The sequence below is a fragment of the Listeria rocourtiae subsp. hofi genome (assembly GCF_963575615.1).
GTDB classification, from domain to species: Bacteria; Bacillota; Bacilli; order Lactobacillales; family Listeriaceae; genus Listeria_A; species Listeria_A hofi.
Genome location: NZ_CAUYTL010000003.1, coordinates 1 through 22,752, shown reverse-complemented (window position 1 = coordinate 22,752; position 22,752 = coordinate 1). Strand labels below are relative to the sequence as shown.

Genomic DNA, 22,752 nt, shown 5'->3' with positions numbered 1-22,752 from the left:
TGATAATCTGTTATTTCCGCTTCACTAAAAAGCTACTACTCTCGTTTACTTTATTACTATAATTCAGCGTTGTTGTCTGAGGAAGTTCCGCACCTTTTTCATCAAGTCTAACTAGCTGCCCACCCAGCAAAAATGCGTCATTTAAAGCAAGGTCTGTTACTGCACCGTGCACATCAGCTGGGAAAGTCCGAACAATGATAGCATCACTTTTTTCTGCTTTTTTAACAATACTTAAAGTCGCCGTATGGTTAGCGCCCTCAGAAATAAAACTCATCTTTTGCTCTGCGTTATAGTATGCCTCATTCAACTTCATCGCGTTATAGCCGTTGCGATTGTAGGAAACGAGTGGTGTTACATAGCACTTTGCCATTCTAGACACCTCATTCGTATCAAGAGGCGTTGTAAAGCCAAAAGCAAAATCCAATTCAATCGTCCCTAACATCTGTGAATCAGGAGTTGGTAAAGCAATCCCAGATGGTCGACCAGGACGCCGCACCAGTTCCTTCTCCCCTAGCAAACCAATACTTCGGAATGCCGTTAGAGCAATCGTACTTTCATCCGGGAGCACCTCATACTCACGTGTACTTTTTGTAAAAATAAATGCTGAGTTATCGCCACTTTTAGCATGTAAAAATGTCAAGAATGGATAGATGGCATCTGGTCTCTCCGCCCAGCCCTCTTTTTGCCAATAGTCCACGGCGTCATCTTTAATACCGCGTTCAATGGTACCGAATTGATTATCCGCAATAACGGCTTTTTGTTTCATCATCGTTGGAATATGGAAACGAACCCGATGATTTTCACTCTTATTTTCAAGTTTCGCCTGTACCTCAATCACTGGTGAATCCTTCGGTACCTCCACGATAAGCTGAACGCCAAGCTCCGTTCCACATGTACCAGCAATCCGTTCATCAATCGTTTTTGGTAGCGCCAAGCTATAATCGATTTTCGCCGTAAAACCGCAACGAGTCTCCGCAATACTGGCTTTGGCCTGCGCTACATCATTCGTAAATATCACGTCATTCTCTAGCGGTGAATAATCATACGAATCACCAACATCGGATTGGCTTTCCAGTCGCAATACACGTTCATGCACCAGGCCAGTCCTTTTATCAGTCACTTGCAATTGCCCATTTTCCAAAACAGCAATATGATAGTACTCTGTGTCTATCTCCTGAACTGTATTTTGTACCACCTCTGCAAAGCCGTCCTTTCGCTTCAATACATACGTTTGATAGCCGAAAGCCACGACATTATCATGCATGCGAATCGTATATTTATAAAACGGATTGTAACCCCCATAATGCACGATTTGCCGATCAACCAGCCCAGGGTCGTACTCCACTTTTTCAATCACATCAAAAGCTACTTCACGCGTACCATCAAGCAGCGTAAAATTCTCCATCTTCGTAATAACTTCGACCGTAAATTGTTGTTCGCGCGCCTCCGTCAAAGCATTGAATACCGTCACTAGCTCATCACTACCTGCCATACTATCAGCAATCCGACGCATCGAATAATTTAGAAGTTCTGTTCCCTGCACATGCGCCTTAAAAAAGCGATCGCGAATCAAGCGGTGTACATCATCCGAACAACAACACGCCATACTGTCATGCGCATGATTCAACAAAATTAATTTCCAAGCATCGCGAATATACTCCTGATAATAGGTCCCGCCAAGCATGTATAACATCGAATGAATCGGTTCCACCAAATTACCGAGCAATTGCTCCGCCCTCGTGTTCAGACTTTTAATATCCATCCTCGTACCGTAAATACTCCGGTGAACCCGCATATACTTCCCATCCAAAAATTCACCTTCCACAACATCAAACGGATAATCAGTCGCTTCTAACTCCTTAAAATATTTATCATAGGATGTCATTTCAAAGCTATGTTCTGGATACAGTTCGTGCAGTTTTTCCATCACTGTATGGATATTTTTTTGTAACGGCATCTGATCATGACCGTGTGGTAATATCAGATGCTCACCCGTCGCCCCTTTTTCTAGCACCGGCAAATATTTATCCATCCGTTCCCGCAATACATTCGCTTCCTCAGGCAAATATTTACCAATCGCATAACCAAGCGGCAACAATAATGTCAATACTTGCGAGCCATCCTTAGAACGCCAATAAAATTCTGTCTTATCTGTCCCAAAACGCTCCGAAATCCCTCGCCAGAAAATGGCATGCTTAATTCCAAATCCATTCAAAATATGAGGCAACTGCGCAGATTGCCCAAATGAATCCGGCAAGTAACCAATTTTCATCGACTCACCGAAACGCTCGGCCTCTGCCATACCATACAGCAAATTGCGGACAATCGACTCACCGCCAACGACCATCTCATCCGTCTGCGAGTACCACGGGCCAATAATTAGCTTGCCTGATTGCACCAACTTATGAATACGCGCCACATTATGCGGTGCCAAGCGACAATAATCCTCTAAAATAGAAGTCTGCCCATCGAGTACAAAATAAGGGTAATTAGCGTCGTTTTCAAGCCGATCCAATACTTCTTCAAAATCGGTAAGCAACAACAAATCGGAATATTCTTGCGTGAAATACCACTCACGATCCCAGTGGAAATGCGGAACAACATGTACTTTATACTTCATTCATCTCACCCTTCAAAATTGTTTGCGCGTGTTTTTTATTATATTCTGCTCTTTTAAATGCTATTAGTAACGTTGCTGAAATAATGGCACCTATTACCGCAGCAAAAAACCAAATGGCTGCAGCTACAAATCCATTCATATCAGAACTTAGCAAGAACAGCGAGAAAATCCCTGCGCCTGGAACAGAAAGTCCGATATTGGAAACGGCCACAATGGCTCCTGTAACCGCCGAACCAGCACATAATGATGGAATAACTTTTAACGGGTTTCGAATCATAAACGGAATGGCACCCTCCGTAATTCCTGCAAGCCCTAAAATCCACGTGGAGCGTCCAATCTCAATTTCATAATCATCATAATATTTCTTAAATAACAATGTTGCCATCGTGACGCCAAACGCCGAAACCATTTTAACAGAAGAAAATATGGCGTACGGCATGAAATTCCCCTCGGCAATCGCTGCGATACAAAAGGCATAAGCCGCCTTATTCACCGGTCCACCTAAGTCAAATGAAACCATAATTCCTAGCACTGCACCCAGTAAAAGTGCGCTGCCTCCGCTCAACGAATTCAACCAGCTAATCATCGTTTCATTCAAGGCTGAAATCGGTCCGCCCAGAATGACAATCATCAACACACCAGCTACCAATGAACCAACAACCGGATACACCCAGAAACTAACAAATCCGGAAAGCACTCCTTTAGGCTTAATATATTTTTTCATGAAACGCATAAAGTAACCAATGAGTAAGCCACCGATTAAGGCGCCTAAGAAGCCACCGTTCACTAGATTCGCCGCCACACCGATTGCAAATCCAGGCCCAAGAGCAGGTTTATCAGCCAATGAGTACGCAATATAAGCGGACAACACAGGAATCATAATGACACTAAGTAAACTGCCGCCCAGTTGACGGAACATCCATAACCAAGAGCCTTCCGCATTATATAAATCCTGTACATGAAAAATCTGTGAGATAAATACCGCAAATGCCAAAATCATCCCACCAGCAACAATTAGCGGAATAATATGCGAAATCCCCGTCATCACTGCATCCTTAACATCACTCAATCCACCGCTTTTTTGATCAACATTTTCACGAACGGCAAAATCTGCGGATGGATCCTTTTTCAGTTGTAATGCCTGCTCAATCAATGTGTCACTGTCATGCAATGGCTTGGCTACAGATGTCTTCAAACTAGGCAAATGAGCGAAGCGATTCATATCCTTCACTGCAACATCAGCAGCAAAAATCACAGCATGAGCATCCTCCAGTTCCTCCATAGTAAAACGATCTTCAATACCATTGGCTCCCTGCTTCTCCACTCGAACGTTTACATCCAATTTCGCGCCACTCTTTTGTAAATTTTCGGCTGCCATGTATGTATGGGCAATTCCCGCTGGGCAAGCTGTTACCGCAAGAATTAACGGTTTATTCTCATCGACTGGTGCGCCTGAGGACGTAGCTGCATAGGCATCTAAATTTTCATAAAAAGCATCATCTGTCTTTGATGTCAGTAAGCGGTCACGATAATCTTCATCTACTAGGCGAGTTGCCAGCTCAGCTAAAATTGCTAAATGCGTGTCAGCCGTGCCATCTGGAATAGCTAGTAAGAAAATCAAATTTACTTTATTATTCGGATCCAAGCTTGGCCAATCACCAATCGGTTCACGAAGCGTCACGGCTGCAAATGCCGCCTGCTTCACGCTTGTACTTTTTGCATGGGGAATTGCCAAGCCATTCTCCATACCAGTGACCGACTGCGATTCACGCTCGTATACATCCGCTATAAACCCTTCTCTATCACTTAAAATTCCTTGCGCATCCAATTTACCTGCCAAAAATTGAATCGCCTCATCACGGGTTTCAAAGGATTGATTGACTGCTACTAGTCCCTTTTTAACAAACTCTGTCAACTTCATATTGCCCCTCCTATTTTCAACAATAATGTTGTTAGCGCTTTCTAAAAATGATTGTAGCACACAACTATTGAGAAAAAGCCAAATAACGAATTTATACACAAATTATTTACGACTGTCTAAAAAGTCGTGTACAAATTACATCATAACCAGAGCCATAGACACCCAAAAAAAAATCTGCTAAACTACGACTAAAGAGGTGTTATAATGCAATTTTCTCATCGTGTAATGATTCATAAAAATGAACTTAATGAGTCTGAACAAGAAATCGTTCGTTTTATTCAAGATAACCCTAATGAAGTAATTAGTAATTCCATTCAAGATTTGGCTAGCGTGCTTTTTATGCATCCAACCACTATTGTGCGATTAGCAAAAAAACTGGACTACACCGGTTTTGCTGAGATGAAGCATGAACTGCGCACAGAACAGCAACAACTTGATAAAATTCGCAACCAAACAAAAAATAATGAGGCACCCAAAATTGATTTAGCTGAATACCTATCCAATACAACCGTCGAAAAAATAGTTAGTCTTATTGAAAAAGCTCGTGATGTTCACTTTTATGGCATCGGTAACAGTCAATTTCTCTGCGAAATCAGTGCCAAACAACTACGATGCACCGACAAACGCAGCCACTACTACCAACACCGTCACGACATGCTCTACAGTATCCATGAACTTAAAGCCGGTGACCTCATTTTCGTCATCAGTATGAGCGGCGAATCTGAATCTTTAAATGACGTTGCCCGCCTCGTCAAAAAAACAGAAGCAACATTGATATCGCTTACTCATATTACTCCCAACACACTCTCTGAAATTGCTGATATCAACCTCTATTGTTACGCCCCTATCAATTACATACACAACTATGATGTTACAAACCGCACCTATGCTATGGCTACACTCTACCGTATCATCGAGAAATATTGGCAATATCACATATGACAATAGATCTAGAGTTAGTCACTAACAGTCTAATATAATAAGAATTGGTTGTAGTCTAGTAGCATCTACACTGTAATATATAGACTTTCTCCAAATCATTCAAAAAAGCGATACCCGCTATTAGGGGTATCACTTCTCGTTTTGTATTGGTCTATCTTTTAAATCACCGTGGTGTGAAATAGGCGTATGATTTGTATGTTTGCTTATTGTATTTCACAACTATTTCGATTTTTACTTTATAGCCCTTTGTCGCTGTGCTAATATTGAATTTTTTAGCTGTGCCAACTTTTCCAGAGATGTAGGTTTTTTTAGACTTATAGAAGATAGTTCCTGTATAAGCCGTATTTTTCGGTACACCAGATACGTTTAGTGTCACATTTGTGCGTTGTTTTGGTGCGGTTGTACTTAAAGATACTTTGACTGGATTCTTAACAGCTGCCTCCGCTTGAATACTCGAAACGCCCGTTACGCTCGCTGAAATTGGTGAAAAAACAACTAATAATGCCATTAAAAATAAAGCTATTTTGTTTTTCATTGACATAGTTCCCCTTTTGATTAATTATTATTTTCGAAAAACCAATACATTACTTATATTACCATGATTCAGTCTTTTTTCAAAATTTAATGTAAATTCGCTTTTTCAGTTATTAATGGGGAGAGCCTTCTATCTCACTCCCAAAATGTAGATTTTGCAGTGTTTATTTTTGAAAGTGCACCTTGCATTAAAAATAAAAAACTGGCCTCGGCCAGTTTTTTATGCATGAAAGTAAAACAAGTTCGCTAATACTGCAATTAATGTCCCCAATAAACAAATCCCTACTAGAACGATTAACGTCCATACTAATTTGCGGTTCATTCAAATCACCCCACGTTTTTTTGCCTGTGATGTGCGCTTTATCTGTTATTTGTTTCTATCTTACCATTTACTTGGCTTTTTTGCCAATCAATTAAACGTTCATAACTGCCCATTAGCTGTGTTGTGATTTGTTGGAAAATCGGTTTTAGTTCATTGTATATGGTGACATTCTCTGGATTTGGTTGATAGATGCGACTCGGCGGTAATTTTTTCGTGAGTTCGAGTGTGGGTAAAATTTCTAAGGAATATAAAGCGATGATTGCAGCCCCTAGGCTTGAGCCTTCAATAGTGTGGGGCACAATGACTTCACGATCAAAAACATCAGCAACGAGTTGGCACCAAATCGGGCTTTGAGATAGTCCGCCGGTGACATGAATTTTATCGTGCGGGTCACTCATCACTTCATAAACATGCGCTAAATTGAAGGCAATTCCTTCTAAAATGGCTCGGATGAAATGTGCGCGTTTATGGTTAATGGTCAGCCCGATGAAGCTACCGCGGATTTGATCGGTCCAATATGGCGCGCGTTCGCCTAGCAGATATGGCTGGAAAAGCAGGCCGTTTGCGCCGGGTAATGTCTGATCTGTGCTGTCGATGAAACTGGTGAAATCATTTGTTGTGCGCTCAGCATCGGTGCCGAATTGTTCTAATCCCCAAGCAAGGGTTGCACCGCCGTTGTTTACCGCACCGCCTTGTACAAAATAGCCGTTCGCGACTCCGTAACAGAAAGTTCGTTGCCACTCATCGACGTGATATGTTTTTGTCAGCTTGCGAACTGCGCCACTTGTTCCGACAGTAAGCGTAACATCATGCTCACCAATAGAGCCGATGCCGACATTGGCAAGCGCGCCGTCACTGCTTCCAACGATAAAGAGCGTATTTTCTGCAATGACGCTAAGTGCTTCCTTCCAAACTGGTAGCATTTCCTGAAAAACGTACGATTCTGAGACGACTTTCGGGAGTTTTGATGCCGCTATTTGTGTGATATCAAGAGCTAGTGGTTCCCAGTCATGTATCAGAATATTATATAATCCAGACGCCGACGCCAATGCCTCATCAATGACATATTCGCCAAAAAGGGCATGCAAAACGTAACTTTTTATTCCAATATATTTATCTGCTTTCGCCACAACATCGGGAAAATCATCATGTAACCAGCAAAGTTTGGCAAAGGGACTCATTGGATGAATTGGTGTTCCTGTTTTTTCATAGACTTGATGCAAGTAAAAATCGCGTTTTCGTCGTTCCAAAGCTTCACCGCTACGTTGATCCGCCCATGTGATGCAATTCGTCAATGGTTTCCCATCCGCATCCATCGCAATCAAACTGTGCATCGCCGCGCTAAAAGAAATTGCGCGCACATCTACATTCGCCTTCAATATAACAGCTCGAATCGATGCCACGACAGCTTCCAGAATAGCTTGAGGCTCTTGTTCTGCCATCCCAGAATCATCCGTTAACAAAGGATATCCTCGCGATTCCCGCGCCACGACCTCACCTTTCACATTAAAAATCACCGCTTTCGTGCTCGTCGTTCCAATATCGACGCCCATTACAAAAATCGATTTTCCCATCCACGTCACCCTCCATTTGTCCCAATTATAACGATAAAAAAGGGAGAGTCAAGGCTTAGCCCTCGAATCCCTTCATGCCCTATAGTATACTAAACCTGTATGTAAAAAATAACACCTCGAAGGGAAGTAATGTATATGAAATCACGTGCAGCAGTGGCTTTTGCACCTGGACAACCTCTTGAAATCGTTGAAATTGATGTGGAGGCTCCAAAAAAAGGGGAAGTTTTAGTTAAAATTACGGATACGGCGGTTTGTCATACGGATGCCTACACACTTTCTGGTGATGATCCTGAGGGCGTTTTCCCAGCCGTTTTAGGGCATGAAGGTGGCGGGATTGTTATCGAAATTGGGGAAGGCGTGACGAGTGTTGCGGTCGGTGATCACGTTATCCCACTTTACACCGCGGAATGTGGTGAATGTGAATATTGTACATCTGGAAAAACGAATCTTTGTCAGGCAGTTCGCGAAACGCAAGGCAAAGGCCTGATGCCAGACGGAACGACACGATTTTCTTATAAGGGCGAACCCATTTATCATTACATGGGCACGAGCACATTCAGCGAGTACACGGTTATTCCAGAGATTTCGCTTGCAAAAATCCATCCGGATGCACCACTTGAAAAAGCATGTTTGCTTGGTTGTGGTGTAACGACTGGGATTGGTGCAGTTCATAATACGGCGAAGGTTCAAACTGGCGATACGGTCGCAGTTTTTGGACTCGGTGCTATTGGCTTAGCGGTTATTCAAGGTTCGGTACAAGCTGGGGCTGGCCGAATTATCGCGATTGATACGAATCCTGATAAATTCACGCTAGCAAAAGAGATGGGCGCAACTGACTTTGTAAACCCGAAAGATCATGCTCGACCGATTCAAGAAGTAATTGTCGAAATGACAAATGGTGGCGTTGACTTTAGCTTTGAGTGCATCGGAAATACTGATGTGATGCGCTCAGCGTTGGAATGTTGCCATAAAGGTTGGGGCGAAAGCGTGATTATTGGTGTTGCTGCGGCTGGAAAAGAAATTAGTACCCGTCCATTCCAACTCGTGACGGGTCGCGTGTGGCGTGGTTCAGCTTTTGGCGGTGTGAAAGGACGCAGCGAATTGCCAGGTATGGTGGAGCAAGCGATGAAGGGCGAAATCAAGCTTGATCCGTTTATTACGCATACGTTGCCATTTGCGAACATTAATGAGGCGTTTGACTTGTTGCACAATGGTGAATCGATTCGGACGGTGCTTTCGTATGACTAAAAAATTGGAGTTGCTGGAGGAACATCGGAGTTTTGATGGGACGCAGTTGAAGTACCGGCATTACTCGGAAGTTCTAGGTTGTGATATGACGTTTAGCTTATTTTTGCCGAATAAGGAAAAATTTGAGGCGCCTCCACTCATTTGGTGGCTTTCAGGCTTGACGTGTACGGATGATAATTTCACGCATAAGGCTGGGGCACAGAAACGGGCCGCAGAGATTGGTTTGGCGTTATTGATGCCGGATACGAGTCCTCGCGGGGACGATGTCGCGGATGATGTGGACTGGGATTTGGGGCAAGGGGCTGGATTTTATGTTAATGCGATGCAGGAACCTTGGGCGCGGAATTTCCAGATGTATGATTACATCGTGACGGAGCTTACGGGAATTGTGCGCGAGGAATTCGGTTTGACTGGCTCGGAGTCGATTATGGGGCATTCGATGGGGGGGCATGGTGCGCTCGTAATCGGATTACGTAATCCTGGACGCTTCCGCTCGATTTCAGCCTTTGCGCCAATTGTGAATCCGATGGAGGTTCCATGGGGACAGAAAGCGTTTGATGCATATTTGGGCGAAAATCGGGAAAGTTGGCCGGAATGGGATGCGACAAAGTTGTTGGCTGAACATGATGGTACACAGGCTCCGATTTTGATTGATCAGGGAACTGGTGATTCGTTTTATCATGAGCAATTGCAACCTGAGAAGTTAGCCGAAATCGCAGATGGGAAAAGTTATCCATTGACGCTACGCATGAGAGACGGTTACGATCACAGCTACTATTTCATTGCAAGTTTTATCGACGAACATTTGGAATTTCATCAAAAGCATCTATAACTACAAAAAAGCCGTAAAAATAAGATTCTATGTCTTACTTTTATGGCCTTTCGCGCGAATAAAATCATAAAATCAGGGTAACTATAAGGTATCCAAGGATCGGTTAGAAGTAGCTCGATCTGCGAGGGGGGAATTTCGTATGAAAAGTTTTGTTTCTGCGTCTGCTTATAGAATGTTAGTACTGCTCAATATCCTATTTATTTCTGATGAAAAAAAAGCAAAGAAAGAATTAACGGATCAAGTTGGCTGCTCGTTAAATACATTGATGAAAGACGTGGAACTCATTAATTCTATATTTCCAGATGAGGTGGCCCATATCGAGGAAGATGACCGGATGCTGTCATTAAAAGTTAGCATGGATGTTAGTTTTGACTATTTGACAGCCAACATACTTTCGACAAGTGACCTTTTCTTAGTCGGCCTCTCTATTTTTAACGATGAACAGCGCTTACCTAAAGAATGGGCAGAAGAGAATTTCCTAGGGCTTACTAGCCTCTATGCTAGACTTTCAGAAATGGATGATTTATTAGCAAAAAGTAGGCTAATTCTCAATAGAACACCATTTCAAATACTTGGCAATGAATTGAATATCAGATTTTTATTTTATCACTGGATAAGTAAATGTGTCCCTTATGCAGGTTGGTTTATCAAAGACTTTGACTATCAGGATATTGATCATTTTATCCAAAAATTAGAAAAACACTTGCACATCTCTTATTCTCTTAGCGCTCGAATGGATTATGCTGTCGCAATTGGTGTCTCTTTGACGCGAATAAAGCAAGGTTATCTAGCCACACTCGAAGATGAGCAGGATCATGTCGAGAATCTGGAAACCTATTTTGAAGCTGATAAAATTGATTTCAGTGATCTAGAGTTGAATCTAGATCACGAGCTAAGTACCACTGAGCGGCACTTAATTTTGCTAGCTTGCACGCTTGGACCATTTTCTTATGTAGACCATTCGCGTATTGATTTTCGAATGGCATATCATAAAAAATATCGCAATCAACGTTATCAGTTAGGTTTTGACCTCGCTCAAATTATCAAAGATCAAACTACAGACTTTGATCGACTAGTCGTTGTCGTACTAGATTATTTAACCCGCTTTAGCTTTGTTCAGAAGAAGAATTTGATTATCGATGTAGACTATTTTACCGAAAAAACAATACCAGACACCGACATCACACAACAAATCGACATGGTTTTAACGAAATATGAAAAGCTTCCCGGCTACCAATATATTCGAGATAATAAAAATATCATTACATCCTATATGAATGACTTATTCCTATTTATTCTGCTAAATGAAGCAGAGGAAAAAATTATACATGTAAAAGTCATCGCTAAGAATGGATTCTTCTGGGAGACATTTTTAAAAACGGAAATTAGAAAGCATTTTTCTGAGGCGCTGGTGCTTTTTTCTGATGATTGGAACGAGATGGACAATCCGCTTATTTCAAGACTAATTATAACAGATTACCCCATTTGGCTAGATCAGGATGTAAATGTTATGGTGTGGAACATGCCGCCTACTATGCGCGATATTATGCGATTGCAAAATTACATTGATCAGCTTGAATAATAGCTATTATTCAAGCTGCCTTTGTTCATTATTACATGAAACACTCCCCACAAAGTAGCTAGAATTTTTATTTTTCTAGTGTTTACTTTATGGGGAGTTTTTTATTGCTTAGTTTTTATATCTCTATTATTTAGTAACTGGTAATGCCATTTCAGATAATGCATTTTTTGATTTGTCGTAACCTACGATTGTAATAATGCTATCTGCTGTGAATTTTTTGTCGGCTACATAGAATTTAAAGGTGCCGTCTCCTGTAATGGTCCCACCATTGTACGTTGTGCCATCAATAGTTACACCGAAACTCTTGATATCGCCTGTGATAGTCCCAATGATGTTTTTATCGCCCACTGCTACGGTTGCACTTGTGATTTCACCTGATGTGACAACTGGTGCTACGATGGTTAAGTTTTTCGAAATGATTAACTCATTTTTTGCGTTGAAGAAATTCATTGTTACTTCATCTGTTGCACTTGTGATTTTGTCTAGGGCGTAGAATTTGAACTCGCCGTTTGCTAGCGTACCACCCCAATATGTTTTACCATTAACAACGATATTCATCTTTGTGATATCTGGATTGTTGAATGCACCTGTGATATTCGAATCTTTCAATTTGTATGCATTTGGTGTAATCTTTGTTGGAACTTTTACTATGACTACAAAAGTTGTTTGGATAGACTTATCCGCACCATGAAGGTTGACCATTACTTCATCAGTTTCTTTTGCGATTTTATCTAGGGCGTAGAAACTGAACTCGCCACTTTTTACTGTTCCACCGTAGTAGCGTTTGCCATTGATATCCACGCTCATCGATGATACATCGCCTGTGTAGGTTCCTGTCAAATAGCGGTCTTGTTGAAGTGTGAACGTATTGCCTTTTCCAGTGACTTCTACTTTAGTTTCTTTTTCTGTTAGTTGTTGTTGAGCTTTTTCAATTTGAGACTCTAATTCTGCTTTTTTAGCTGCATCTGTGATAGCTGCTACTAATTCTTTTGCTTGGTCAATCGCTTCTTGTGTCGTGCTGTCCTTGATTGTTCCTGTTACGTCATTGTTGTTGAATAGATTCTTAACCGCATCTGTTGCTACTTCTTGGCGTGTTTTTTCTGTTCCTTCTTCAGCTTTAGCATCCAATTGTTTTTGTGCTTCTGCGATTTGCGCTTCTAATTCTGCTTTTTTATCTATGCTTGTAACAGCTACTAATAGCTCCTTTGCTTGATCGATTGCTTCTTGTGTCGTGCTATCCTTGATTGTTCCTGTTACATCATTGTTGTTGAATAGGTTTTTAACTGCATCTGTTGCTGCTTCTTGACGTGCTTGTTCTGCTACTACTTCCGCCATCTTCACGTCTAATTGTGCTTGTGCTTCCGCTATATATGCCGCTAACTCTTGCTTGATTGTCGAATCCACCACTTTGTCAACAAGTTCTTTGGCCTTATCAATACTTTCTTGTGTTACATATTCTGTGATTAGCCCTTGTGGATTCTTATTTTCAAATAAGTCATTGACTGCTTCACGTGCATCATCTTGTGCTACTTTATCCTTGTTGTTAGCCTCTTCCAGTGCATCTTTTTCTACTTGAGCTTGTGTTTTTTGAATGGTTAAACCACTTACTTCTACATCAAAGTTATAATTCATAGCCGTGCCTGCAGCATTCTTTGTTGCTACATCTATCATGATTAAGGAACCTTTAGTCATTTTAAATTTAGCGCCAGAAGAAAGGGCCCTTCCACCTTGACTAAGTGTTCCTAGCATAACCCTAACGTCAACATAATGTTTTGCGACTGTTGTCGTTGCTTTTGTAGAATAAAAGATTTCATACTCTTTTCCTACTTCTAAATTATTGCTAGCATTGACCGCTGTCTTACTATAGGATTCGTAATTGGCTTGAGTAAGTTTAACCACAGAGTTAGTCATCGTATAGTTACCATTGAAACTCAGTCCACCATTTGCTGCTTGGGCTCTATACACTTCCCACTTAGAGTCTAGTGCAGGCAATACACTCGCTTGTGCTTGTGTCGTTGGCAATGATGCCACGACCTCCAACGTTCCTGAACCTACAATTGTTGTCGCTGTGACTACCGTTAATATTTTTTTCAACATATTTTTCTTCATACTTATCAACCTCTCTCAATTGCTTTATTTTTTCTTGCCTAAACTTAGTATAGAACATCATTTACTCCAAATCGGGGTTTTTCAAATCTTTCAAAAAAGGAATTAAAAATATGAAAAATTAGTGTTTGATTATTATCATAAAAAACCACTAAAATTAAATATACTGACTAATTTCAGCAATTTCTCTAGTCGTTACTTAGATACTTCTATCATTACTTCCGAACTGCTTTTGCTTTGTCGTAAGTGTAAATAATGACTGTACTATCAGTTTTGATTTTCTTATCCACAGTGTGGTATTTAAATGCACCAGATGTAAATGTTATGCTGATGTGATTTCGCCATTTGCAAGTATTAGTTTAATTCGCTCTTACAGCCGTACTAATTTTACTTATTGCATCATATGCTTCCTTACCACTTAATTTTATGAAAGATAGAGCTAAAAAACGATAAGAAGCTTCTTACTCCAAGCTCTTATAGTTCTTCACAGTCACGCTTAAAGATGTCTTGATAACATTACCCACACCACGTAAATTTACGATAACAACATCATTTGTATTGAAAATTTTATCTAAAGCATAGAAACTAAATGTTCCGTTATTCACGGTTCCACCGTAGTAACGTTTGCCGTTTACGTCCAGGCTCATAGCTATTACATCACCTTGATATGTTCCTGCTACATAACAATCTGTTTTTAGTGCGAACACATTCACTGTCCCAGCTATCGATGTTTCTTTTTCTGTTACTTGTTTTTGAGCTTTTGCAATCAGTACTTGTAATTCCGCTTTTTTGGTAGTATCTGTGATTAGCGCTACTAATTTTTTGGCATTATCTATTGCTACTTGATCTGTATCCCCCTTGATTTTTCCAATCACATCATTGTATTGAAAAGACCTTTTACAACATTTTTTGCTACTTCTTGGCGCGCTAATTCAGCTGCATCTTCTCCACTTGTTTTTCCATCAACTTGTGCACGAGCGCTGGCGATTCCTGCTTGTAGTTCAGATCTTATATCTGGATTCCCCACAAAATTAGCGATAATTTCCATTCCATCGATATATACATGCGTTAAACCGTCCTTAATTGTGCCCGTTGGATCACCATTTTTGAAAAGTTGGTTTACGGCTGCTCTACCTTGCCTTTCAGTGGTTCTTTCTTTGAGTTGTTTTTGGGCTTCTGCTACTTGCGCTGTGAATTCTGCTTTTTTCGTTGCGCTTGCGAGAGTTTCAATCCCCTTTTTCACCCTATTAATAGTAGCTTGCGTCAGTTCAGCTTTGATGGTTCCTGCTACATTATTGCCGTTGAATAGAGACTGTATATTTTGGCTTACCATGTCTTGACGTGCTACTTCCATGGGATCTACTATTGTTTCTGCCGCGGATACTGATAATACGTTGATTGGTGCAGCCATCGGTCCTCCTATAATCGCTAGTATTGCTGATGTTGCTACAATTTTCTTGGTAATCTGTTTTTTTAACATCATATCTTATCTCCTTTTCTTTAGCTCACTCTTGTGGCTAAGTTCACTTTAACAAAGATTTTAGGCTATTTTTCTTTCTACCTAGATATGAGTCTCCTCATTTGTGAATTTTGTGTGCTATTCACAAAAAAACGATAAGAGGCCAGAATTGATGGCGTTCTTATCGTCTTAATTTACTTGCTTATTTAGATACTACGATATTTGTTTCTGCCAAGATGTTTTTTGTTTTGTCGTAACCAACGATCGTCACTACGCTGTCAGCTGTGAATTTCTTGTCTGCTACATAGAACTTAAATGTGCCATCTGCGGCAATTGTTCCACCATTGTATGTTGTGCCGTCGATTGTTACGCCGAAGCTCTTAATATCGCCTGTGATGGTTCCGACAATGTTCTTATCGCCAACTGCTAGGTTCGCAGATACGATTTCACCTGAGGTAACAGCTGGTGTCGTGATAACAAGGTTTTTCGAGATGATTAGTTCATTGTTTGCATTGTAGAAGTTTAATACGACTTCATCTGTTGCGCTAGTAATTTTGTCTAAGGCATAGTACTTGAACTCACCATCCGCAACTGTTCCGCCCCAGTATGCTTTGCCGTTTACAACGATACCCATTTTTGCGATGTCGGAGTTGTTAAATGTTCCTGTGATATAGGAATCTTTCACTTTGAAGGCGTTTTGTGTTACTTTCGTTGCTTCTTTTACTACTACTGGGAATGATGCTTGGATTGTTTTGTCAGCACTGTGCAAGTTAATGATGACTTTATCGCTTACTGATGCAATTTTGTCTAAGGCATAGAAACTGAATTCGCCATTTTTAACTGTTCCACCGTAGTAAAGTTTACCGTTTACTTCTACGCTCATTGATGCTACGTCGCCAGTGTATGTTCCTGTCAGGTAGCGATCTTGTTGCAAGATGAACGTGTTGCCTTTTCCTGTTACTTCTACTTTGGTTTCTTTGTCTGTTAGTTGTTTTTGTGCTTCTGCGATTTGCGCTTCTAACGCTACTTTTTTGTCTGTGTCCGTCAAGGTCGATACGAGTTCTTTTGCTTTATCGATTGCGTCTTGTGTTGTATCTTCTTTGATTGTTCCTGTGACATCATTGTTATTGAATAGTTCTTTGACTGCATTCGATGTTGCTTCGCCTTTGAGTGCTAAAAGACTAGCATAGGTTTGTTGATACTTGATTTTATCTGCGTCGGTATCTGATAAATATTGGATTCCTTTTTTTAGTTTTGTTTTCGGTGCTGCGTAATCTTCATTTTTGAATTTCGCTATGACTGTTTCAGCAAAAGCAACTAAATTGGATTTATAATTGGCCAAAGCATCCTGATCCGTCACTTTTGTCACGTTACTCGTTAATCCATATTTGCTGACTTTAAACGTCTGCTCTGTCGCTGTATTTATTAGCTTGGCAGATGCTCCAATGATACTAAAGCGATTTGGCTCTTTGTGCATGATCTTGATTGTATCGTTAGGTTTGATAGCCATTTGGAACTTGCCAGTCTCTGTCCCATTCCCATTCATTACTTTCTTGAAAAGCGATTTCCCTTGCTCGTCGAAAACTTCGATAGAAGCATACTCGTTTGCAAAATAAGAATGTGGTTTGTTATTTGTCACGTTTAATTCCAAGTTCCCTTTTTCAGGGTCAACCGTAGTAATCGCAAAAATGTTGTCACCTAGGCCTTTAAACACCATTTTTTGCTCCGCTATCGTCGATGTTTGGATCTCATTCATCGTGATAGTTGCGCTACTTCCGTGATCTGTTATCGCCAAATAATTTGTTTCTGGCTCATAAAAACGAGTTGTTCCTGTAGCGATGTCTAGGGAGTAAATTCCAATTGGCATATTTTTTAGCGTCATCGTTGGCGACGTGATGATTATCTCGCGAACAACATCTGCACCATTTTTTATTCGTAATACTTTTCCTTCTATTTGCGCGAAATCATTGATGGAAAATGTCACTTTTGTTGTTGCTGTTAATTTGTACTTATTGAGTTGGTCATTACTTACCAATCCCCATTTTGTATCTAGCTTTGTATCTTGGCGTGCTTTTTTCAAGTTGTCTCCTGATAGTAAAGAGGCCAGTGGATAAACAGCTTTATTGCCAGAATACAGATTTTCAGCTTTTTGATTGCCTGATATCGATCCTTGAACAAGTTCCACGAAAGGCGTAAAATCATAGTGACTTACCTCGCCGAAATATTTAGTCAAGAGGTCTAATAGGAAAGCATCTTTATTCTTTTTAGTTGCGTTCGCGTCAGCTCGATACGCTTGGTTAAAATGTGTAAAAGCTTTGTCGCCAGCCATATCTTTCATCAAAGTCAACATGTATAACTTGTTAGCAAGATCCCAGTTGTTCACAGGTGTTTTTGTTGTGTACACATTTTTTTCGAAAGCTTCCTCCTTATTCGCCACATTACCACCGTATAGCCAACCACTGTAATAATCTTTACCCATCATTTTTTTCTGCATGCTATCTGCGTATAAGTTATTCCAGACTTCTCCTGTCGAAAATGTCGTGTCTGACATAAAGTCACCTTGATAACCATGAGCAATCTCGTGAAGTCCGCCCCATCCAGGTTTTAACCAGAATGAGATCACAGACGCACTCGTTTCTGCGGTATAATTACCACCGTAATAAGCTACACCTGCACCATGTTTATCTGCTTTCGCAAAGTAGCGATTCGGAATATTTTTGTCCGTCGCATTTTTTGATGTGAATGAAATACCCTCTAGTTCATTAAACGTTTCAAATAACGTATCGTAATAGGCTAATAAAGCATCAATGGACTTGAAATCATCCATTTTCTTCAGATAAGATTTATCTCCGGCTGGAACTAAAATCTGGATATATTGATTACTCACTAATCCGAATGCCGCTTTTGTTGTGTCCCATTTATTGAAGAATGCGGTTTCGCCATCCCCTTGTTTCAACACGGGCAAGCTAATGGCTGTGTCGCTTACTTTGTATTCTACAACTGGGGCATTAGCTGTAAATGTGGTTTTTATAAACGGAACAGAGTCGCTACTTGCCGTTATTTTCACCCATGAACTTCCAACCGTATAAGTATTTTCTGTTTGGTTGTCATCGTTTAGTAACTCTAATGTGATATTATCTTTAAAATTCGTATTGGTTTGACGAATTTCGATTGTTGCATTCTTTGGAAGAATCACTCCCAAATCTTGTCGATCATGATTAACACCTTTAGATAGTCCTTGGTTCCTCATCCAAGCTGGGTTTTCCAAAGTATCCAACTTCTTCTCCATTGTCGCTGCGTCTACTTTTAACCCCCACGTCGTAAAGACACTTATTGTAGCAACCAGAAATATAGTAGCCAAAAAAAGATCCCACTTATTTTTTCTCATTCTTTCATTCCTCCATTTCAAAATATTATCCGCTACTAAAACTTAAATTATTTTGTTTAAAACATCCGATGCTATACATGCGAGAAGCTAACGATCACAATTACTATTTCATAGCGAACTTTATCGATAAATATTTGAACTTTCATCAGAAACATTGGGATTACAAGCTTCTATGCCAGCCTCTCAGAGACAGTAGGTTGCTCCCCAACAGAACACCATTCCAATAATATTAGCTATTCTATTGTTTACTTTATTGGCATATATCCTATTTGTGTATTAAAAACCATGTCATGTATCCTCTTAAACTTTTAATTTATCTCACTTTTGCGGCTAAGTTAACTTTAACAAAAATTGCTGGTCATTTTCCTTAATACCTAGATGTTGAGTGTCGTTTTTTGTGAATTTTTTGTGATATTTTACTAAATAAAATGGATTAATCGGTAGAAAGATGGTAAGATACAGGATTTGATTGCTCTTATCGTCTTGGTATAGTTGCTTATCTAGAACTTACAACACTCATTTCTGATAACACGTGATGTCGGAATTGTTGAATATTTCTGTCAGGTAGATATCTTGTTGCAAGGTTAACGTATTGCCCTTTCCTGTTACTTCTACTTTATTTCTTTTTCTGTTAGTTGTGTTTCATCTATATGTTGTCGGTGCAATTGTTTCATCATCTATTACCAAGTTGCTCCGTAACTGCCCCAGGAACGCCATTTTGTTGTACACATGTAGATACTGTATATTCTTTACCAATTTCCGTTTTTACGTTTTGTGCAATTGTATGAGGTAGCTTCGTACTTGTTAATGTGAATGAATTGTCATTATTCACTTTGACTGTTTTAAATACATCAGAAATCGTGTAGACATTTTCTGATTTCGTATATGTGTCGATATTAGAAGATGCTGCTATTTGATTGTGAAATCCAGTATTTTAGTTTATTTGTGCTGTATGGCTCCCTATTGAAGTTTAGTAGACTACTTTGTGTTCCTGTACTCGCTACTCCAACTACATTCTGATCTTCTGCTGCTAATGCTGTTAAAGATTGTATTAATACCTCTCCACTAATACTTGATAAGATAATTGCCTTGGCCGTTAATACGTTTAACAGCTTCTTCCTATTTTTTCTTTGTTATTTAAATCAACCTCTTCGTTTAGTTTTTGTCTTGCTTAACCTTAGTATAGAGCATCAGTTGGCTGAAACTAGAATTTTTTCATTTTTTTAAAGTTAAAAAAATTACGTAATTTAATTTCCTTATATTGAAAATACCTACCTAGATGCAGGTGATCCATCAAATATCTCTAAGTACACGAATCTAAATCCTAATACGGTTACTAAAGTATTGAAAAAACTGAAAAGTTAAGGTGTTATTTATAATATAAGTCGAAAAATGCATATTGATATGTTTTAAATCGCATCAAAATTAGCATACGGACGTTCAGTAAGGGAGTGATGGTTCTACGATTGTGACTTATAGAACTTAAAAAGTCATTAAAAAGTCATTAAAAACTTGTTTTACCTCTAGGTAATCTAAACAAATAATCTCTAATCTTGTTAAGATAAGTAATATATTATATAAGCATGGTTTTCTTTGTGTGTATCACATGAAATAACTTTAATGCTAATGTAATATAGATCATAGAATGGAAAGGAGGTGGAATAGGTTGGATTCCTATACAGAAGCGATAAAAAACCTTTACGATATAACGAAAATTAGAGAGTACTTTAATCTTTCGAAGTTTGCTGATTTTCTTTGTACAGAAGAAGCTATGCCAATTCCTTACGAAACGATTTCATTTAAGAAAAATACGTATTTGCTTAGAGAGATGATTCATACGGGAATGGTAGAGGACAAGAGACCAGATACCGAGTTTATTTATATTATTGAGTCTGGAATTGCGACAATGGAAAAGGATAACATTGTTTTGGATATAAAAGCGAGTGATGATATTATCGGTTTTTCAGATTTATTTACATTCAATAGTTCGAACTATTCGTATAAAGCGATTTCGAAGGTGATGACTGTTTTGAAATTTAATAAGGCGCACATTGTAGATAAATTGTTGAATACGCAAAAAGGAAATTTGTATCATTACAGCTATACGTTGCGAGAGCGTCAAAATATGGAGTTTAAAGAGAGCATACGCCGTGAAAAAGCAGAGAGCAAAGTGGTGCTGACGATGCATCATTTATTAGATAAGTTAAATCTGTTGAATTCAAAAAAATCTGATTTTTGCACAATTCCCCCGATAACGGTGGTGACGCTAGCTAATTATGTACAGCTTCATGTAAATACTATATCGAGAGTGTTACACAATTTGATGAAACTTGGTGTAGTAAAGATAAACAATAAGAAGATTTTTATTCATCTAAAAAAATGGAAGCCTATATTATCGATATTGAGAGACAGCATTAATTTTTAAAAGAAATGCTATATAATGCAAACAATAGACGAATCATCTTTAAAAATCTAATCATCAAAGTACTAGTGGGAACATCAGGCACAATCACAAGTGTAACAATCGATGGCACATTCAAGTCTTATGTAGTAGACAAGAAGCTCGATGCGAATAGTATTATAGTCATCGTGGGGCGTGACAAATCTCAAAATATATTAGCGGAAATGATACTATAAGTTTCTAAATAACATGTAGAGGAGGTAATTAAATATGTCTAAAGAATATTTTTACGAAAAGAAGAACGGACGGACTTCTTTTTTTGATGGTGGTTTATTCCAGTATATTGGTTGGATTATCCTTGGATTTATTGTAACTGTTATTACGTTTGGCATCTGTTATCCATGGGCATTAACGATGATTTATGGCTGGAAAATAAACCATACTGTTATCGAAGGACGCAGAATGCAATTCAGTGGCTCCGCGTTTGGTTTATTTGGCAATTGGATAAAATGGTTGTTGCTTATGATCATCACATTTGGTATCTATTATTTCTGGGTATTTATTAAATTGGAAGATTGGAAAGCAAAACATACGACGTTTGTTACGGGCCTTTGAGGAAAAATAATAGAGCTTTATTGTGCTATCTAGATGTTGTTATAAGGAATAATAAATAAGTCATCTTTGTAAAAAATTAACCTATTCGTCGCATTAAAATTGATATTTTCTGGTTTTGCTTCACCTGAATCTCTGATATAGGAACCTTCAAGCTAATTAAATACACTAATTTTCACAAAAGCAAACACTTATCCCGAGTAGAAAGAAAACAGATATGTAATATTTATTAAAGTTAAAACAGCCACAAAAGTGAGCTAAATTAAAAGTTAAAGAGGAGATTGAACATGATTTTAAAAAAACAGATTACAAAACAAGCTTTAGCAACATCAGTTACATTAGCAATTTTAGGAGTGAATGTTACACCATCCATTAATGTATTGTCGGCATATGCAGCAGAGCAAGTTCAAACAGCAGTAGCGACAACTGAATCTGAATTAATAAACAAAGATACAGGTTTGTTGAACCAACGCTTTAAGAATTTTACGATTTTAGGAGAGTACACGAACACGCCACAACCAGCAACAGGTTTTGAATTGACGGGGACAGACCCGAATCGATATGAGTTAAAAGGCCAAAATCATCGAATGGTTGCTAAAGATAATCCATTTAATTATTATCTACACGAAACGCAAAAAATTAGCGAAACTGCTGGTTTCACTGCAGTGACTATTAGTACAGAAGTTGGTAAGTCATATATTTTTGACTATACTTATAGACTAAGTAACTCATACGCTAGCACTGCTAATGCATCTAGTCATTTGAGCTTAGAGGTTGGTGTTAGCCAATACGGTGGGGACAAAATTAAGTTTAATACTTATATGTTACCTGGTAGATCAGACATTACAGTTTCAGACAGATCACAAATTGAGTTTAAAGCAATTAGTACAAGTACTATTGTATATATACGTGCTGGCTATACGTCTATGAATACGCTAGGTGCGCAACATTATGCATCGCTTGAAAGTTACTCTGTAAAAGCTGCACACAACGAAGCAAGCGCTCAAGAAGTAGCAACAAATGCGGTAAAAGCGCTGTTTAACAACAATGACGTCACAGGAACCATTAAATCGAGCTTAACTCAAAATGCGATTGATAATGCTAAAGAGCTTGTTGCAGCTGTGACAAACGCCGCGAAAAAAGCCGAATTAACTACACAAATTGCAGAAGCGCAAAAGCAATTGGATGTAAGAATTGCGGAAAACCAAGCA

Annotated in this window: 15 protein-coding genes; 7 read left to right on the top strand and 8 right to left on the bottom strand. The window is 39.3% G+C overall.

The annotated features are described in order from the left end of the window. Positions 1–10: 10 nt before the first annotated feature. Both R8925_RS02620 and mngA read right to left on the bottom strand, forming a co-directional pair. Positions 11–2,620 (bottom strand): glycoside hydrolase family 38 N-terminal domain-containing protein, encoded by a 2,610-nt coding sequence (locus R8925_RS02620; RefSeq protein WP_430534375.1) that lies wholly within the window; start codon positions 2,618–2,620, stop codon positions 11–13. Next, positions 2,610–4,541 (bottom strand): PTS 2-O-a-mannosyl-D-glycerate transporter subunit IIABC, encoded by a 1,932-nt coding sequence (gene mngA / locus R8925_RS02615; protein WP_430534374.1) that lies wholly within the window; start codon positions 4,539–4,541, stop codon positions 2,610–2,612. The genes R8925_RS02620 and mngA overlap by 11 nt, the downstream gene beginning before the upstream one ends. A 204-nt stretch (positions 4,542–4,745) precedes the next feature. Between mngA and R8925_RS02610 the strand changes: the two genes are divergently transcribed. Continuing rightward, on the top strand, positions 4,746–5,483 hold the full coding sequence (locus tag R8925_RS02610) for a MurR/RpiR family transcriptional regulator (protein WP_430534373.1): 738 nt from the start codon (positions 4,746–4,748) through the stop codon (positions 5,481–5,483). Between the two features lie 163 nt (positions 5,484–5,646). Here the strand turns inward: R8925_RS02610 and R8925_RS02605 are convergent, their stop codons facing one another. Continuing rightward, positions 5,647–6,018 (bottom strand): hypothetical protein, encoded by a 372-nt coding sequence (locus tag R8925_RS02605; protein WP_430534372.1) that lies wholly within the window; start codon positions 6,016–6,018, stop codon positions 5,647–5,649. Between the two features lie 359 nt (positions 6,019–6,377). After that, complete coding sequence (locus R8925_RS02600) at positions 6,378–7,913, bottom strand: gluconokinase (protein WP_430534371.1); 1,536 nt, start codon at positions 7,911–7,913, stop codon at positions 6,378–6,380. Positions 7,914–8,048: 135 nt separating this feature from the next. Here R8925_RS02600 and R8925_RS02595 point away from each other — a divergent pair, with 135 nt between their 5' ends. From R8925_RS02595 to R8925_RS02585, 3 genes are all read left to right on the top strand, one after another. After that, entirely contained in the window at positions 8,049–9,161 is a 1,113-nt protein-coding gene (locus tag R8925_RS02595) for an S-(hydroxymethyl)glutathione dehydrogenase/class III alcohol dehydrogenase (RefSeq protein ID WP_430534370.1), read from the top strand. Then, a complete protein-coding gene (gene fghA / locus R8925_RS02590; protein WP_430534369.1) occupies positions 9,154–9,993 on the top strand; it encodes an S-formylglutathione hydrolase in 840 nt (279 codons plus the stop codon). The genes R8925_RS02595 and fghA overlap by 8 nt, the downstream gene beginning before the upstream one ends. 139 nt (positions 9,994–10,132) lie before the next feature. Beyond that, entirely contained in the window at positions 10,133–11,575 is a 1,443-nt protein-coding gene (locus R8925_RS02585; RefSeq protein WP_430534368.1) for an AcpB/EbpR/MafR family transcriptional regulator, read from the top strand. 126 nt (positions 11,576–11,701) lie between these two features. Here the strand turns inward: R8925_RS02585 and R8925_RS02580 are convergent, their stop codons facing one another. From R8925_RS02580 to R8925_RS02565, 4 genes are all read right to left on the bottom strand, one after another. Then, a complete protein-coding gene (locus R8925_RS02580; protein WP_430534367.1) occupies positions 11,702–13,684 on the bottom strand; it encodes an immunoglobulin-like domain-containing protein in 1,983 nt (660 codons plus the stop codon). A gap of 458 nt (positions 13,685–14,142) precedes the next feature. Continuing rightward, complete coding sequence (locus R8925_RS02575; RefSeq protein ID WP_430534366.1) at positions 14,143–14,556, bottom strand: immunoglobulin-like domain-containing protein; 414 nt, start codon at positions 14,554–14,556, stop codon at positions 14,143–14,145. Beyond that, the gene (locus tag R8925_RS02570) at positions 14,553–15,164 is read right to left on the bottom strand and encodes a toxin Cry1Ac domain D-VI-related protein (protein WP_430534365.1); all 612 of its coding nucleotides are present in this window, start codon (positions 15,162–15,164) and stop codon (positions 14,553–14,555) included. Before R8925_RS02570 ends, R8925_RS02575 begins: the two co-directional genes overlap by 4 nt. 178 nt (positions 15,165–15,342) lie before the next feature. Then, complete coding sequence (locus tag R8925_RS02565; protein WP_430534364.1) at positions 15,343–18,528, bottom strand: immunoglobulin-like domain-containing protein; 3,186 nt, start codon at positions 18,526–18,528, stop codon at positions 15,343–15,345. Between the two features lie 1,666 nt (positions 18,529–20,194). Between R8925_RS02565 and R8925_RS02560 the strand changes: the two genes are divergently transcribed. From R8925_RS02560 to R8925_RS02550, 3 genes are all read left to right on the top strand, one after another. Further along, entirely contained in the window at positions 20,195–20,953 is a 759-nt protein-coding gene (locus R8925_RS02560; RefSeq protein ID WP_430534363.1) for a Crp/Fnr family transcriptional regulator, read from the top strand. Positions 20,954–21,199: 246 nt separating this feature from the next. Further along, positions 21,200–21,544 (top strand): YjgN family protein, encoded by a 345-nt coding sequence (locus R8925_RS02555; RefSeq protein WP_430534362.1) that lies wholly within the window; start codon positions 21,200–21,202, stop codon positions 21,542–21,544. A gap of 284 nt (positions 21,545–21,828) precedes the next feature. After that, a partial coding sequence (locus R8925_RS02550; protein ID WP_430534361.1) for a toxin Cry1Ac domain D-VI-related protein occupies positions 21,829–22,752 on the top strand: 924 nt, incomplete at its 3' end.